General features: G+C 69.9%; 12 protein-coding genes and 2 pseudogenes. 4 read left to right on the plus strand and 10 right to left on the minus strand.

Features of this window, described 5'->3' with window-relative positions; genetic code table 11:
• Window positions 1–156 precede the first annotated feature (156 nt).
• Window positions 157–540, plus strand: a complete 384-nt coding sequence (locus IPG68_00170; protein ID MBK6761784.1) for a thioesterase — start codon at window positions 157–159, stop codon at window positions 538–540.
• A gap of 12 nt (window positions 541–552) precedes the next feature.
• On the opposite strand, the gene IPG68_00175 is transcribed toward IPG68_00170, so the two are convergent.
• From IPG68_00175 to bioA, 5 genes and pseudogenes are all read right to left on the minus strand, one after another.
• Window positions 553–2,235, minus strand: coding sequence for an acetolactate synthase (locus IPG68_00175; GenBank protein MBK6761785.1), 1,683 nt, complete (start codon window positions 2,233–2,235; stop codon window positions 553–555).
• Window positions 2,236–2,337: 102 nt separating this feature from the next.
• Window positions 2,338–3,339: a biotin synthase BioB gene (bioB, locus tag IPG68_00180; GenBank protein ID MBK6761786.1), complete on the minus strand. Its 1,002-nt coding sequence runs from the start codon at window positions 3,337–3,339 to the stop codon at window positions 2,338–2,340.
• Between the two features lie 2 nt (window positions 3,340–3,341).
• Window positions 3,342–4,052, minus strand: coding sequence for an ATP-dependent dethiobiotin synthetase BioD (gene bioD, locus IPG68_00185; GenBank protein ID MBK6761787.1), 711 nt, complete (start codon window positions 4,050–4,052; stop codon window positions 3,342–3,344).
• Complete coding sequence (locus IPG68_00190) at window positions 4,049–5,176, minus strand: 8-amino-7-oxononanoate synthase (protein ID MBK6761788.1); 1,128 nt, start codon at window positions 5,174–5,176, stop codon at window positions 4,049–4,051. The genes bioD and IPG68_00190 overlap by 4 nt, the downstream gene beginning before the upstream one ends.
• Window positions 5,173–6,472 (minus strand): annotated as a pseudogene (gene bioA, locus IPG68_00195) (adenosylmethionine--8-amino-7-oxononanoate transaminase). Before bioA ends, IPG68_00190 begins: the two are co-directional and overlap by 4 nt.
• 60 nt (window positions 6,473–6,532) lie before the next feature.
• Between bioA and IPG68_00200 the strand changes: the two are divergent.
• Window positions 6,533–7,981, plus strand: coding sequence for a sensor histidine kinase (locus IPG68_00200; GenBank protein ID MBK6761789.1), 1,449 nt, complete (start codon window positions 6,533–6,535; stop codon window positions 7,979–7,981).
• Between the two features lie 59 nt (window positions 7,982–8,040).
• On the opposite strand, the gene IPG68_00205 is transcribed toward IPG68_00200, so the two are convergent.
• On the minus strand, window positions 8,041–8,301 hold the full coding sequence (locus IPG68_00205) for a WhiB family transcriptional regulator (GenBank protein ID MBK6761790.1): 261 nt from the start codon (window positions 8,299–8,301) through the stop codon (window positions 8,041–8,043).
• Between the two features lie 277 nt (window positions 8,302–8,578).
• Window positions 8,579–9,505 carry a diacylglycerol kinase family lipid kinase gene (locus IPG68_00210; protein MBK6761791.1) on the minus strand — a complete coding sequence of 309 codons (927 nt, stop codon included), beginning with the start codon at window positions 9,503–9,505 and terminating at the stop codon, window positions 8,579–8,581.
• A gap of 33 nt (window positions 9,506–9,538) precedes the next feature.
• Here IPG68_00210 and IPG68_00215 point away from each other — a divergent pair, with 33 nt between their 5' ends.
• Window positions 9,539–9,922: a hypothetical protein gene (locus tag IPG68_00215; GenBank protein MBK6761792.1), complete on the plus strand. Its 384-nt coding sequence runs from the start codon at window positions 9,539–9,541 to the stop codon at window positions 9,920–9,922.
• 75 nt (window positions 9,923–9,997) lie between these two features.
• Here IPG68_00215 and IPG68_00220 read toward each other — a convergent pair.
• The 3 genes and pseudogenes from IPG68_00220 to IPG68_00230 form a co-directional block, all read right to left on the minus strand.
• Window positions 9,998–10,659, minus strand: a pseudogene (locus tag IPG68_00220) (RNA polymerase sigma factor SigF).
• A 113-nt stretch (window positions 10,660–10,772) separates the two neighbouring features.
• The gene (locus IPG68_00225) at window positions 10,773–11,156 is read right to left on the minus strand and encodes an ATP-binding protein (protein ID MBK6761793.1); all 384 of its coding nucleotides are present in this window, start codon (window positions 11,154–11,156) and stop codon (window positions 10,773–10,775) included.
• A 39-nt stretch (window positions 11,157–11,195) separates the two neighbouring features.
• The gene (locus tag IPG68_00230) at window positions 11,196–12,146 is read right to left on the minus strand and encodes a transporter substrate-binding domain-containing protein (protein ID MBK6761794.1); all 951 of its coding nucleotides are present in this window, start codon (window positions 12,144–12,146) and stop codon (window positions 11,196–11,198) included.
• 90 nt (window positions 12,147–12,236) lie between these two features.
• Here IPG68_00230 and IPG68_00235 point away from each other — a divergent pair, with 90 nt between their 5' ends.
• On the plus strand, window positions 12,237–13,397 hold the full coding sequence (locus tag IPG68_00235; protein ID MBK6761795.1) for an NADP-dependent malic enzyme: 1,161 nt from the start codon (window positions 12,237–12,239) through the stop codon (window positions 13,395–13,397).
• Window position 13,398 lies beyond the last annotated feature (1 nt).

The following is a 13,398-nucleotide window of genomic DNA, read 5'->3' on the forward strand; positions in this document are numbered from 1 at the left end:
GCCAGCCCGCCGGCGTCACCTGGACGACCATCCGGCGGCCGCACTGGGCGCAGAATCGCGGCGGTTCCAGTGGTTGGTCGCAGTGGTGGTCGGACAATCCGCAGACCGGGCAGTACGGCACGCGACCAGGCTAGCCCGGGTCGTACGCTGACCGGCATGGAGATCTCCTTGGGACAGACCGCATCCGTGGTGCGGCAGGTGGCCGACACCGATACGGCGGCCGCCGTTGGCAGCGGGGACCTCCCAGTGCTGGGGACTCCGATCCTGCTGGCCTGGCTGGAGGCAGCCACGGTGGCGGTCTGCGGGGCCACCGACCAGCAGACGACGGTCGGTACCCGGATCGCCGTCGACCACGTCCGGCCCAGCGCCGTGGGCACCCTGGTCACGTGCAGCGCCGAGGTGGCCGAGATCGACGGCCGGATCGTCACGTTCAAGGTCCAGGCGACGCAGGAGCAGGACGGCACGCAGGCGCTGGCGGGCCGGGGAGTGGTGACCCGCGCGATCGTGGAGCGCGAGGTCTTCCTGGCGAAACTGCAGTAGTTGCCCTGGTTTCTACAACCCGGTGGTCGCGCGCGGGTAGGCGATCTCCGGGTCGGTGAGCACATTGACCAGGTACGGCACCCCAGCGGCGAACGCGCGGTCGAGCGCCGGCCCGACCTGCTCGGGGTCGCTGACCGTCTCGCCCGCGCCACCGAGGGCCTCCACCACCGCGTCGTACCGCATCCCTGCCTGCAGGTCCGCGACCACGTCGTACTGGTGCAGCAGGCGCATGGGGTGCTTCTCCAGCCCCCACGCACTGTTGTTGCCCACCACCATGACCACGGGCAGTTTGTGGCGCACGAGGGTGTCGACGTCCATGAGGCTGAAACCCGCGGCACCGTCACCCATGAGCAGGACCGTCGGTGACGACGGTTTGGCGATCGCGGAGGCCATCGCGTAGCCGAGGCCGGTCCCGAGGCAACCGTACGGTCCGGGATCCAGCCAGTGTCCTGGCCGTTTCGGCTCGACGAACTTGCCGGCGAAACTGACGAAGTCGCCGCCGTCGCCGATGACGACTGTGTCGTCGGACAGGCGGCGGTTGAGTTCGCCGTAGATGCGGGCAGGGTGGATCGGGTCCACGGTGCTCGTGAGGACGTCCGCGTCGGTCGCCACGGCTGCTGCGGCGGTGGCCTGCAGGTCGGCGAGCCACTGGGCGCGCCCGCGGTGCGCGGCGTGCTGCTCCACGCCACGGTGAGGGCGTCGAGCGTCTGGGTCAGCGACCCGGCCACCGAAAGCTGCCGGCGCGGCGTGGTGCGATACCTGCGACAGGTGGTCAACCACGTGCACGACCTCCGCCGGCGCATCCGCCGGGCCGAACTTCCCGTAGCCGAGGCGGAAGTCCAGCGGTGTCCCCACGACCACGACCAGGTCGGCCTTCTTCAGCGCCTGGGAGCGCGCCCGGGTGACGAGCAACGGGTGCCCCGAGGGGACCACACCGCGGCCCATGCCGTTGGGGATCACCGGCAACTGGGCGGTCTCGGCCAGGCGCACGGCGGCGTCCTCGGCGTGGTCGTTCCACACGTCGGAACCGAGGATCAGCACAGGTCGCTGGGATCCGGCCAGCATCCCGGCGATCCGCGCCACCGACTCCGGATCCGGATTGCGGTCGGGGTCGATGTGGCGTGCCGGGTCGGGGGCGTCGACGGGTGCGTAGAAGATGTCCATCGGCACGTCGAGGAAGGCCGGCCCCCGGTGCGCGGTGGTGGCCGCCGCGAAAGCAGCGGCCGTCATGGCCCCGATCTGCGCGGGGTCGTGGGCGGTGGCCGCGGACTTCGTGACCGACTGCACGATCGGCAGGTGGTCCATCTCCTGCAGCGCGCCGGAGCCCCAGCGGAAGTCGGGGGAGCGCCCGCCCATCACCACGACGGGAACGGCGTTGAACCAGGCGCTGGTCAGTCCGCTGACGGCGTTGGTGACGCCCGGTCCGGCCGTGACTGCGGCGAAGCCGGGGGTGCGGGTGAGCTTGGCGGTGGCCTCGGCGGCGAACACCGCGGTGGCCTCGTGCCGCACGTCGACCAGGCGAATCGGACCGCCGCGTTCGGCAGCCCGCGGGTCGCCGGCGGCGTCGACCTCCTTGCCGCCGACGGCTGCGTCGAACAGCGGGAAGATGTGGGCACCGGACAGCGTGAAGAGGGTCTCGACGCCGTATGCCTGGGCGGCAGCGATGGCGTGCCAGCCGCCGTGTCCGCTCGTCATCAGAACAGACCGATGACGATGCCCCAGACGAGGCCGACGATCAGCAGGATGGCGACGATGGCCACGGCCGGGCCCTTGGTGTTCATCATGAGGCGCGTTCCTTCACAGGGAGTCCGACAGAGCTTTGATGGGCATGTTCAGTTCCGACAGCATCTCGAGGTCCGCATCGGCAGTGCGCCCGAGCGTGGTCAGGTAGTTGCCGACGATCACGGCGTTCACCCCACCCAGCAGGCCGTCGCGAGTGCCGGGGTCGCCCAGGGTCAGCTCGCGTCCGCCGGCGTACCGCAGGATGGTCCGCGGCAGTGCCAACCGGAACGCACCGATGGTGCGCAGGGCGTCCGCCGACGTCATGACGTCCATGTCCTCGAAAGGCGTGCCGGGGCGGGGGTTGAGGAAGTTCAGGGGCACCTCGTGCGGTTCCAGGGCGGCCAGTTGTGCGGCGAACTCCGCTCGCTGCTCGATGCTTTCGCCCATGCCCACGATGCCCCCGCAGCACACCTCCATGCCGGAGGCGGCGACCCTGCGCAGGGTGTCCCAGCGTTCCTCCCAGGAGTGTGTTGTCACCACGTTCGGGAAGTACGAGCGCGCGGTCTCGAGGTTGTGGTTGTAGCGGTGGATGCCCATCTGCTGGAGGTCGTCCACCTGCTCCTGGGTGAGGATGCCGAGACTGGCGGCGACGTTGATGTCCACCGCCTCCTTGATGGCCCGGACCGCCTCGCGCATCTGGGTCATCAGCTTCTCGTCCGGTCCCCGCACGGCGGCGACGATGCAGAACTCGGTGGCGCCGGTCGCGGCCGTCTGCAGCGCAGCGTCGACCAGGCCCGGGATGTCCAGCCAGGCGGCCCGCACCGGCGAGGGGAACAGGCCCGACTGCGAGCAGAAATGGCAGTCCTCCGGGCAGCCGCCGGTCTTCACTGAGACGATGCCCTCGACCTCGACCTCCGGACCGCACCACTTCATGCGCACCCGGTGTGCCAGGTCCAGGAGGGCGGGGATGCGATCGTCGGGCAGTCGCAGGAGTTCGGCGATGTCGGCCTCGCCGAGACCCTCCCCGGTGTCCAGCACGCGCTCGGCCCGGATCAGTACATCCTGCGATGCGTCCACTGTCACAGCAGTCCCTCCACTCGTTTCCCAAACCTATCCGCATCGAACCGTCCGCCGAAGCGCGGGGACAGCCCGGCGCGGGCGACCTCGGTGAACTGCTCGGGCGGCAGCCCGCCCATGCCCTCCGGCAGCACCCCGGACAGCGGTCCGCCGATGAGTTCGGTGAGGTCGCGGACGTTGGTCACGCACGCCAGATCGGGTTGCGTGGGCCATGCCCCGATGACCACACCGGCGCATTCGATCCCGCGGCCAGCCATCGCCTCCAGCGTCAACGCGGTCTGGTTCAAGGTGCCGAGTCCGGCGGACGTCACCAGGACGGTCGGGGCCTGTGCGGCCACGAGCACGTCCGCGAACGTCACGACCGGATCGTCACTGAACCGCACCAGCAGACCCCCGGCCCCTTCGATGAGGACCAGGTCGGCGTCGGCCTCCTCTATGCCCTCCAACACCTCCTCGGTGCTCAGGGTGGGGATCCCGCTGCGCCGGGCGGCCGCGGCCGGGGCCAGCGGGTCCGGATAACGCACCAGTTCCATCGTCTCCACGTGCGGCACAAGGCGGTGCACCACGTCGACGTCGCCGGGTGCCTCGAGCGGCAGGCCGGTCTGCGCCGGTTTGAGCACTGTGACGACGTCGGGGCACAGTGCCGCGATCGCCGCCGTCACGATGGTCTTGCCGACCTCCGTGCCGGTGCCGGTCACCCCCAGGACACTCACAAGGACTCCTTCGCCAGTCGTAGTGCCTTACCGACCGCGGCGATGTCGTCCGCGGACAGGTTCGCGTGTCCGGTCATGCGCAGGCGGGCCACGCCGTCGGGGACCGATGGTGGACGGAAGCAGCCGATGTCGACACCCGCCTCCGCACAGACCTGCTGGGCCCGCACCGCGTCGTCGGCCGAGCCGACGGGCAATGACGCCACGGCTGCGGCATGCGGGTTGGCCGCCCACCCGGCTGCGGCTGCCGCCTCCGACAACCGGCTGGTCGCGCGCAATGCCTGCTCAGGCAGCCCGGGGTGGGACAACACGATCCCGGTGGCGGCCAGTGCGCTGCCCGCGGCGGCGGGTGCCAGCCCGGTGTCGAAGATGAAGGACCGGGCGGTGTTGACCAGGTGCTCGACGACGTCATCCCCCGCGGCGACCGCACCTCCCTGCGAGCCCAGTGCCTTGGACAGCGTGAAGGTGCGAATCAGGTGCTCGGCGGTCACGCCGGTAGCCGCGCAGGCGCCAGCTCCGGCCGGCCCGAGCACGCCGACGCTGTGAGCCTCGTCGACGATCAGCGTCGCGCCGTGACGTTGAGTCAGTTCGGCGAGGTCGGCCAGCGGTGCCATGTCACCGTCGACGCTGAAAACGGCATCCGTGACCACCACCGCCCGCCGGCCACGAGCCGCCTGCAGGGCGTCCCGCACCGCTGTGACGTCGCAGGTGGGGTAGACCTGCGCGCGGGCCCGCGACAACCGGCAGGCGTCGATGATCGAGGCGTGGTTGTGCGCATCGGACAGCAGCAAGGTGTCCCCGTCGGTGAGGGCGGTGACGGCGGCAAGGTTGGCGAGGTAGCCCGAGGAGAAGACCAGGGTCCGGTCGGCGGCCACGAGGTTGGCCAGCGCGGATTCGAGTTCGGCGTGCAGCGCCGTGTGCCCGCTGACCAGCCGGGAGCCCGTGGCGCCGGCCCCCCAGGTCCGCAGCGCATCAATGCCGGCGTCGATGACCCGGGCGTCCGTGGACAGCCCCAGGTAGTCGTTCGATGCGACATCGATCGAACGGGCCCCAGGTTCACGGGCCCGCAGGGTCCGCTGCAACCCGTGCGCGCGGCGACGCGACGCCTGCTCCTGCAACCAGGTCACGCGTACACCGTGTCCAGGCCGTGGCGCACAGCGGCGACGAGTTGCTGCAGGTCCGGCTCGGTGATGCCCAGTGGTGGCATGAGGATCACCACATCACCCAGGGGCCGGGTGATCACCCCGAACTCGCGGGCGGCGGCGCACCCCGGAATCCGGTGCGCTCACCGCGCGGGCGAACCTCGATGCCCGTCATGGTCCCGATCCGTCGCACCTCCACGACGCGCTCGTCGTGGGCAAGAGGCTTGAGCAGGTCGCCAAGGGTGCGGCCGATCCACGCGGCGTGCTCGACGGTGCCGCGCTCGTCCATCAACTCGAGGTTCGCCAGCGCCGCCGCCGCACACAGGGGTTGGCGGTGTAGGAGTGACCGTGGAAGAAGGTGCGGCTGGCATCGCCGAGGAAGCTGCTGTAAATCTCCTCCGTGGCCAGGACGGCCGACAGTGGGAGCACGCCGCCGGTGAGGCCCTTGCCGCAGGTCAGCAGGTCGGGTGCCACGCCGGCCTGCTCGACGGCCCACATCGTGCCCGTGCGACCGATACCGGTGGCCACCTCGTCGGTGAGCAGGTAGACGCCGAACTCGTCCGCCAGAGCGCGCACCCCGCGCACGAAGGTCACGTCGTGGGTGAGCATCCCGCCGGCAGCCTGGACGAGTGGTTCGATGACCACGGCACACACCTGGTCGCCGACGTCGTCGAGCACGTCGCGCAGTTCGGCCAGTACCTCCTCGGCGCGCGCGGCCGGTGACTGCCCGGGTCGGCGGATCCCTGGCGAGGACACCATCCGGGTCTGCAGCAGGATCGGCCGGTAGGTGTGGTGGAACACGTCGATGCCGCCGACGGAGACCGCCCCCAGCGTGTCCCCGTGGTACCCCTCGGCAACGTGCACGTACAGCGGACGCTGCTGTCCCTGCTGGAGTTTGGCCTGGTAGGCCATCTTGATCCCGGCCTCCACCGCCGAGGAGCCGTCCCCGGCGAAGAAGGCGCGGGTCAGCGGCTGCGGACTGCGCGCGACGAGCTCAGCGGCGAGCCGGATGCCGGGCTCGTGGGTGAAACCCAGGAACGTCGAGTGGTCCAAGGTCGCGGCCTGGCGGCTGATGGCGTCGTTGATACGAGGTTCGTTGTGCCCGTGCACGGTGACCCAGAGCGAGGAGAAGCCGTCGATGTAGTCGCGGCCCGCATCGTCGTAGAGCCGCACCCCGTCGGCGCGGGTGATCACCAGCGGGTCGTCGTCGGACCACCAGGCGTGCTGGGTGAAGGGATGCCAGACGTGGCGTCCGTCGACATCGAGCAGCGCGTCACTCACCCCTCAAGTGTGCCTGGTTGCACGGACGCTTCCCGGTCGGGGCACAACTACAGTCGGGACATGGTGGATCTGGACCGGCTGGCACGCGAGCGGACGGATCTGACCTCGGAGCAGATCGCGCACCTGCACCTGCTGACCGCTGACTGGACACTGCTGGCGGACCTCTTCTTCTCCGACCTCGTGCTCTGGCTGCCCACGTGGAACGCAGCGGGTTTCATCGCCGCCGCGCAAGTGCGCCCGAGCACCGGACCCACCGTGTACCCCGAGGACATCGTCGGTCGGTTCGCCGCCAAGGGTCGCCTGCAGGAAGTGGAGCGCGCGTTCCACTCCCAGCGGGTCGTGCGCCACCGCGCACCTGACGACGCCCTGCTGCCGCGCGGCGCGGAGGCGATACCGGTCCATCACTCCCAGCGGGTCATCGCGGTCATCGCCCGGCGCAGCGGCCTGCCGGCACGTGACACCGGGGAACTGGAACGCACCTACCGGGAGATCGCCGACGTGCTCGCCGAGATGCTCGCGGACGGACAGTTCCCGACGTATGGCATGCAGGACTCCTCCACGCCGCCGCGGGTGGGTGACGGCCTGCTGCGCCTGAACACGCAGGGCGTGGTCACCTTCGCCTCGCCGAACGCGCGCAGCGCCTTCCGGCGGATGGGTGTGATGGCCGATCTCACCGGCCGCCTGCTGGAGCAGGAGGTGCGGCGCCTGGCTGCGCGCAGCGGGCCGGTGGACGAGGCGGTCGGGGTGATCTCGGCGGGCCGGGGTGCCGGCACGGTGGACATCGAGGTCGGGGAGGTCACGGTGTCCATGCGATCCATCCCGCTGTTCCGCGACCGGGTGCGCCTGGGTGCGGTGCTGCTCATCCGCGACGTCACCGACCTGCGCCGCGGGGAGCGGGCGCTGCTGACCAAGGACAACACCATCCGGGAGATCCACCACCGGGTGAAGAACAACCTGCAGACGGTCGCCGCGCTGCTGCGTATGCAGGGCCGGCGCCTGTCCGACCCGGTCGCGACGGCGGCCATCGAGGAGTCCGTCCGGCGGGTGAGTGCCATCGCGCTCGTGCACGAGACGCTGTCCCAGGCAGATGCCGACGCCGTGGAGTTCGACGAGGTCGCCGACCGGCTGGTGGCCATGGTCGGGGACCTCGGCGAGGACGTGACGGTCGTGCGCGACGGCCGGATCGGGGTGCTGCCGGGGTCGATCGCCAGTTCACTCGCCCTGGTCGTGGCCGAACTCCTGCAGAACGCCCACGAACATGGTCTGGGTGAGAAGGGCGGGACGATCACGCTGGCGACACTGCGCAGAGGTCGCCGGCTTCGCGTCAGCGTCGTCGACGACGGCGCGGGCCTGCCGCCCGGCTTCGACCCCGACGCGCACGCCCGGCTCGGCCTGCAGATCGTGCAGACTCTGGTGCGCGACGACCTCAAGGGGTCGCTGAGCTGGGAGCCTGGGCTGTCAGGCTGCGGTACGACCGCCACCATCGACTTGGTCGTGCCCGGGCGCTGACGGCGCAGCACAGCAGAGGACCGGCCGACGATTCGCCGGCCGGTCCTCTGCAGCAGTCGTCAGTGCTGGAAGCCCAGGGTCACACCGGTGCGGGCGCTACGGCGCCGCAGTGAGCGTCGCTCAGCCTCGGACATGCCGCCCCAGATGCCGGCTTCCTGGCCGGACTCGAGGGCCCATGTGAGGCAGTCGGAGGCCACTGTGCAGGTGCGGCAGACGGTCTTCGCGTCTTCGATCTGCAGAAGTGCCGGACCGCTGTCCCCGAGCGGGAAGAACAGTTCCGGATCCTCGTCACGGCAGGCAGCGTCAGCGCGCCAGTCCATGCGTTACCTCCTAGGTCGTGGCTGTCCCCCCGGATAGCCGAAGTGGGCACTAACAGACATCGTGTCCCGCGCGGACGGGGGGTGCTGCTTGCCGGCGGTTTGCTGTGGCGTATCTTTGCGCTCCAGCGATTTCAGATTCACACAACGTGCACGGATGCACAAGCCTTGACGCGGATGAGTCTGGCCACGGGGGTGTGTTCTGCGTCACATAGGCCGCCCTCAGGTGCCGGAATGTCCCCGAAAGGCCCTGATTTCACCGTTTTTCGTCACAGAAGCGTCACGGAACGTACACCCGCAAGGCCCTCGGCACCGAGCGGAACACCACATCGGTGACATCCCCGATGACCTCGCCGTCGACCTGCATCGGGGTCGGCCTGCGGGCCGTGATGCGGAACTCGGGGCGGTCGTGCCAGCTCACGATGGCTTTGGGAGAACCCTTGTCCCGGCTGAGCACCATGCGGGCGCCGAGCCGCAAGGCCGCGGGCACCCGCAGGGATCGCGTCGCCCAGAGGTCCAGACCGGTGTCGAACGACGCCTTCGGCGACGGGTTGATCGGGTGGGCGGCGAGGTAGGTCCACGGCGAGGTGTTCTGCACGATGGCCAGGAACACCCCGTCCACGGGCTCCTCGCCGGGGGCGTGCAGGATCAGCGATGGCTGCTTGCGGTCGGTGTCGGTGAAGAACTGCCGCAGGGTGGTTGCCAGGTAGCGGGTGGGGGAGGCGCTCTTGCCCTGCGCCCGGGCCTGCTCCATCCGCGTCATGATCTCCGCGTCGATACCCAGGCCGGCGGTGAACGTGAAATACCGCTCGTCGAACATGCCCAGGCCGACAGTGCGGGTGGTCCCTTCGCGCATCGCGCGCAGCAACAGGCCGGTGGACTCCACCGCATCCTGTGGGAAGCCCAGCGCCCGGGCGAACACGTTGGCGCTGCCACCGGGCACGGTGCCGAGGACGGGCAGGTCGGGGTGAACACCCTCGGCGAGCAGACCGTTGACGACTTCGTGGATGGTGCCGTCACCACCGAGGGTGAGGATGCAGTCCATCCTCTCGGTGCGCGCCCGGACGCCGAGTTCACCGGCGTGGCCGCGGTGGGTGGTCGTCACGACCTCGAGGTGGAACTTGTCGGCCAGGGCGCTGATCAACACGTCACGCGTCACGTCGTTCGTGGTGGTCGCCTTGGGGTTGACCACGAGTAGGCCTCGCACGCCGATCACGGTACCGGCCGGTAGATTCGGCTCGTGGATCAGGGACTGACGCCGGCGCGGCAGGCGGCGATCGTGGCGGCGGTGGAAGCGGTGGCGATCGTGGTGTTCACCATCGCTGTGGCGATCGCCTCGTTCAACACCCGGGGCACGAACACCGGCGCCTCACCGGTGGCCGAGGTGGTCGTCTACCTTCTCTTCGCCGCCGGAATGGGACTGATCGCCAAGGGGCTGTGGAACCACAGCCGGTTCGCCCGCACGCCGATGGTGCTGGCCCAGGTGTTCGGCCTGATCAGCGCGTGGCTGTTCTGGGAGGGCACCGGCGCGGCGGTGGTGGCGGGTGTGGTCATCGCGGCGGTGTGCGTGCTGGGGATCGTGCTGACCCTGCGACCGGCCACCGGCGCGGACCTGCAGGACTGAGCCGCCGGCCACGAAGGCTCTCCCGGGATACGTGCTGCGAACGCCTTGCGGTGGGGGGCGGCAGAGACCGGTGGTTCAGGCGTCGACGCCCATCGCGCCGCGCAGGGTGCCCAGCGATTTGACCAGCAGCCGGGACACGTGCATCTGGGAGACCCCCACCTCCGCGGCGATCTCCGACTGGGTCTTGTTGTGGAAGAACCGCAGGAGCACGATCTGCCGCTCCCGATCGGGCAGGGCGGCCAGCAGCGGGCGCAGTGTCTCCCGGTACTCCACGTTGGCCAGCGCTTCGTCGTCGGTGCCCAAGGTGTCCATGAGTGCCGGCGGTCCGGCCTCGTCGTCGCCGCCCCGCCGTCCAGTGACAGTGCGCTGTAGGACTGGGCGGCCTCGAGCCCCTCCAGGACCTCCTCCTCGCTGATGGCGAGGCGGGTGGCCAACTCCCTGACGGTGGGGGAGCGGCCGAGGTCCTGGGACACCTCCGCGGTGGCGCGGGTGATGGCCATGCGCAGTTCCTGCAACCGCCGCGGAACGCGCACGGACCAGCCCTTGTCCCGGAAGTGGCGCTTGATCTCACCGACGATCGTGGGGGTGGCGTACGTGGAGAACTCGACGCCACGGTCCGGGTCGAAGCGGTCGACGGCTTTGATCAGCCCGATCGTCCCCACCTGCACCAGGTCGTCGTGCGGTTCGCCGCGGTCCCGGAACCGCCTCGCCAGGTGGTAGACGAGGGGCAGGTGCATGGTGACCAGTTCATCGCGCACCGCCGCCCGCGCGGGATCCTGCTCATCGAGCGCGACGAATCGGGCCAGGAGTTCGTGCTCGCGCGCGCGGTCGCTGCGCGACCAGCCGTCGTTCACAACGCCCCCGGGGTGATCCCATGGGCGTGTAGGCGGATGGTGAGCCGGCCCTCGCGCACCTCGGTCTCCACCCGGTCCACCAGCGCGGTCAGGACCGTCCAGGCGAACGTCGTGGTCTGCAAGGGCTGGCGCCTGGTGCTCGGGGCGCTCAGTTCGATGTGCACCGTGTTGTCCTCGACCGCGAACCCCACCGTCAGTTCCGAGCCGTCCGGGGCGTCGGCGATCGCCAGTGCGCAGGCCTCGTCAACCGCCAGCCGAACGTCGTCGAGAGTGTCCACGGTGAAGTCGGCCTGGGCGCAGACTGCGGAGGTCGTGGTCCGTACCAGGGAGACGAACGATGCGTCGGCGGGCACCGTGAGCACCACCTCGGAGGACCGCATAGCCGCGAGAGTATCCGGCATCGGCCCCGATTGCCGCAGCTATGGCGTCATCGAGGGGGTGGTGGAGGGGGTCGTGGAGTACAAGGGGGTCGGCTCGGCGATGTCTTTGCGCGTGAGGATCTTGGGGTCGGTGATCGCCCCACTGCCGATGCCCCAGTCGTCGAGGATCTGCTGGTAAGTGCCGTCAGCCATCAAGTCCTTCAGCGCCACGCGCATCAAGCGGGCCAGTTGCCGGCGCTGGGCGCTCACAGCGATGCCGTAGGGGGATACCTCGAAGGCCTTGCCGTTGGTGACCAGTTTGCCCCCGGAGTTGCGCACGGCGTTCTCGATGACCGGGGACTCGGCCAGAGTCCCGTAGGCCTTGCCGTCGATGACGGCCTGCGTGGCCGGGGCCTGGCTCTGGAACGTGACGATGCGCAGCGGCTTCTTCTTGTTCTCCACGCAGTTCGCGGACATCTCCGTCAGTTGCGAGTACTGCACGCTGCCGTCCAACACCGTGATCTTGCGCCCGCAGAGGTTGCGCGGGCCGAAGCGCTTCTTGGCCGGCGGCCGCACCGCCAACTGCGATCCGGAGCGGTAATACGTGAGCATGTTGGCGTTCTGCAGGTCATTGTCGTCGACGGACAGTGCTGAGATGGCGGCCTCGAAGCGCCCGGCGGCGACACCCGGGACCAAGAGCGCAAAGGCGTCCTCGCTGAACTGGGCACGCAGTCCGAGGCGCTGCGCGACGGCACGGATCAGGTCGAGGTCGGCGCCCACCGCCTCACCCCGGTTGAGGTACTCCATGGGTGGGTAGCTGGGGTCGATGCCGACGGTGAGCAGGCCGTCCTCGCGGATCTTGTCCGGCACCTTGGCGGCCAGTCCACTGACCGGACCGGCGTTGCTCGGGCTGGCCTGCGGCTGCGAGGCGCCCTGCTGGCACCCGGACAGCGCGACGGTGAGTGCCGCCAGGCACGCCACACCCATGCTCGCTCGACCGCGCAGCCTCATCCGAAGTCCCTCTTGTCGACAACTGCCCACCATTGTGCCCAAGCGCCTGTGGAAAGATGACACCGCCATCGCAAACACCGAGGACGACCTGTGGACCTAGAGAACGACCCTGCATTCCCCCTGCACAAGCGCGGCAAGATCGAGGTGCGACCCACCGTGCGCGTACGTGACGGTGCGGGCCTGGCTCTGGCCTACACGCCAGGGGTGGCGCGGGTGTCCGAGGCGATCGCCCAGCACCCGGAGTTGGTCTACGACTACACCTGGAAGGCCAACACGGTCCTGGTCGTGACCGACGGAACGGCCGTGCTCGGCCTCGGCGACATCGGCCCGGCGGCGGCTCTGCCGGTCATGGAGGGCAAGGCCCTGTTGTTCAAGGAGTTCGCCGGGGTGGACGCCGTCCCGATCTGCCTGGACACCACCGACAGCCAGGAGATCATCGAGACGATCGTGCGGCTGGCGCCCGCCTTCGGCGGCGTCAATCTCGAGGACATCTCGGCGCCCAGGTGTTTCGAGATCGAGCGCCTTCTGCAGGAGTGTCTCGACATTCCGGTCTTCCACGACGACCAGCACGGCACGGCCATCGTGGTGATCGCCGCGCTGGAGTCCGCCGCTCGACTCACTGGCCGCGTGTTCGCCGATATGCGCGTGGTCGTCTCCGGTGCCGGTGCGGCCGGCGTGGCGGTGTCGAACATGCTGCTGGCTGCCGGGGTGCGGGACGTGTGCGTCTGCGACTCGCAGGGGTTGCTGGGACCTGGCCGGGAGAACCTGACCGGGGTGAAGGCCGACCTCGCGGCGCGCACGAACCCGCGGGGGCTGTCAGGTCCCATCGACAACGCGCTGGAGGGCGCGGACGTCTTCATCGGCGTCTCCGCCGGGAAGGTCTCCGAGGCCGCGATCTCGGGCATGGCCGACGACGCCATCGTCTTCGCGCTGGCCAACCCGCACCCGGAGGTGGATCCGGCAGTCGCCGGCAAGTACGCGGCGGTGGTGGCGACCGGGCGAAGCGACTTCCCGAACCAGATCAACAACGTCCTCGCCTTCCCGGGTGTGTTCCGGGGGGCGCTGGACGTGCGCGCGACCAGGATCACGACCGGCATGCAGATGGCTGCCGCCGACGCGCTCTCCGAGATCGTCGGGGACGAGGTGGCTGCGGACTACATCGTGCCGTCGGTGTTCGACAGGCGGGTGGCTGGGCGGGTGGCCGAGGCCGTGGCCGCTGCTGCCCGTGCGGAGGGCGTCGCGCGGGTCTGAG

It is taken from the genome of Micrococcales bacterium (assembly GCA_016703125.1).
Taxonomy (GTDB): Bacteria; Actinomycetota; Actinomycetes; order S36-B12; family UBA10799; genus JADKAV01.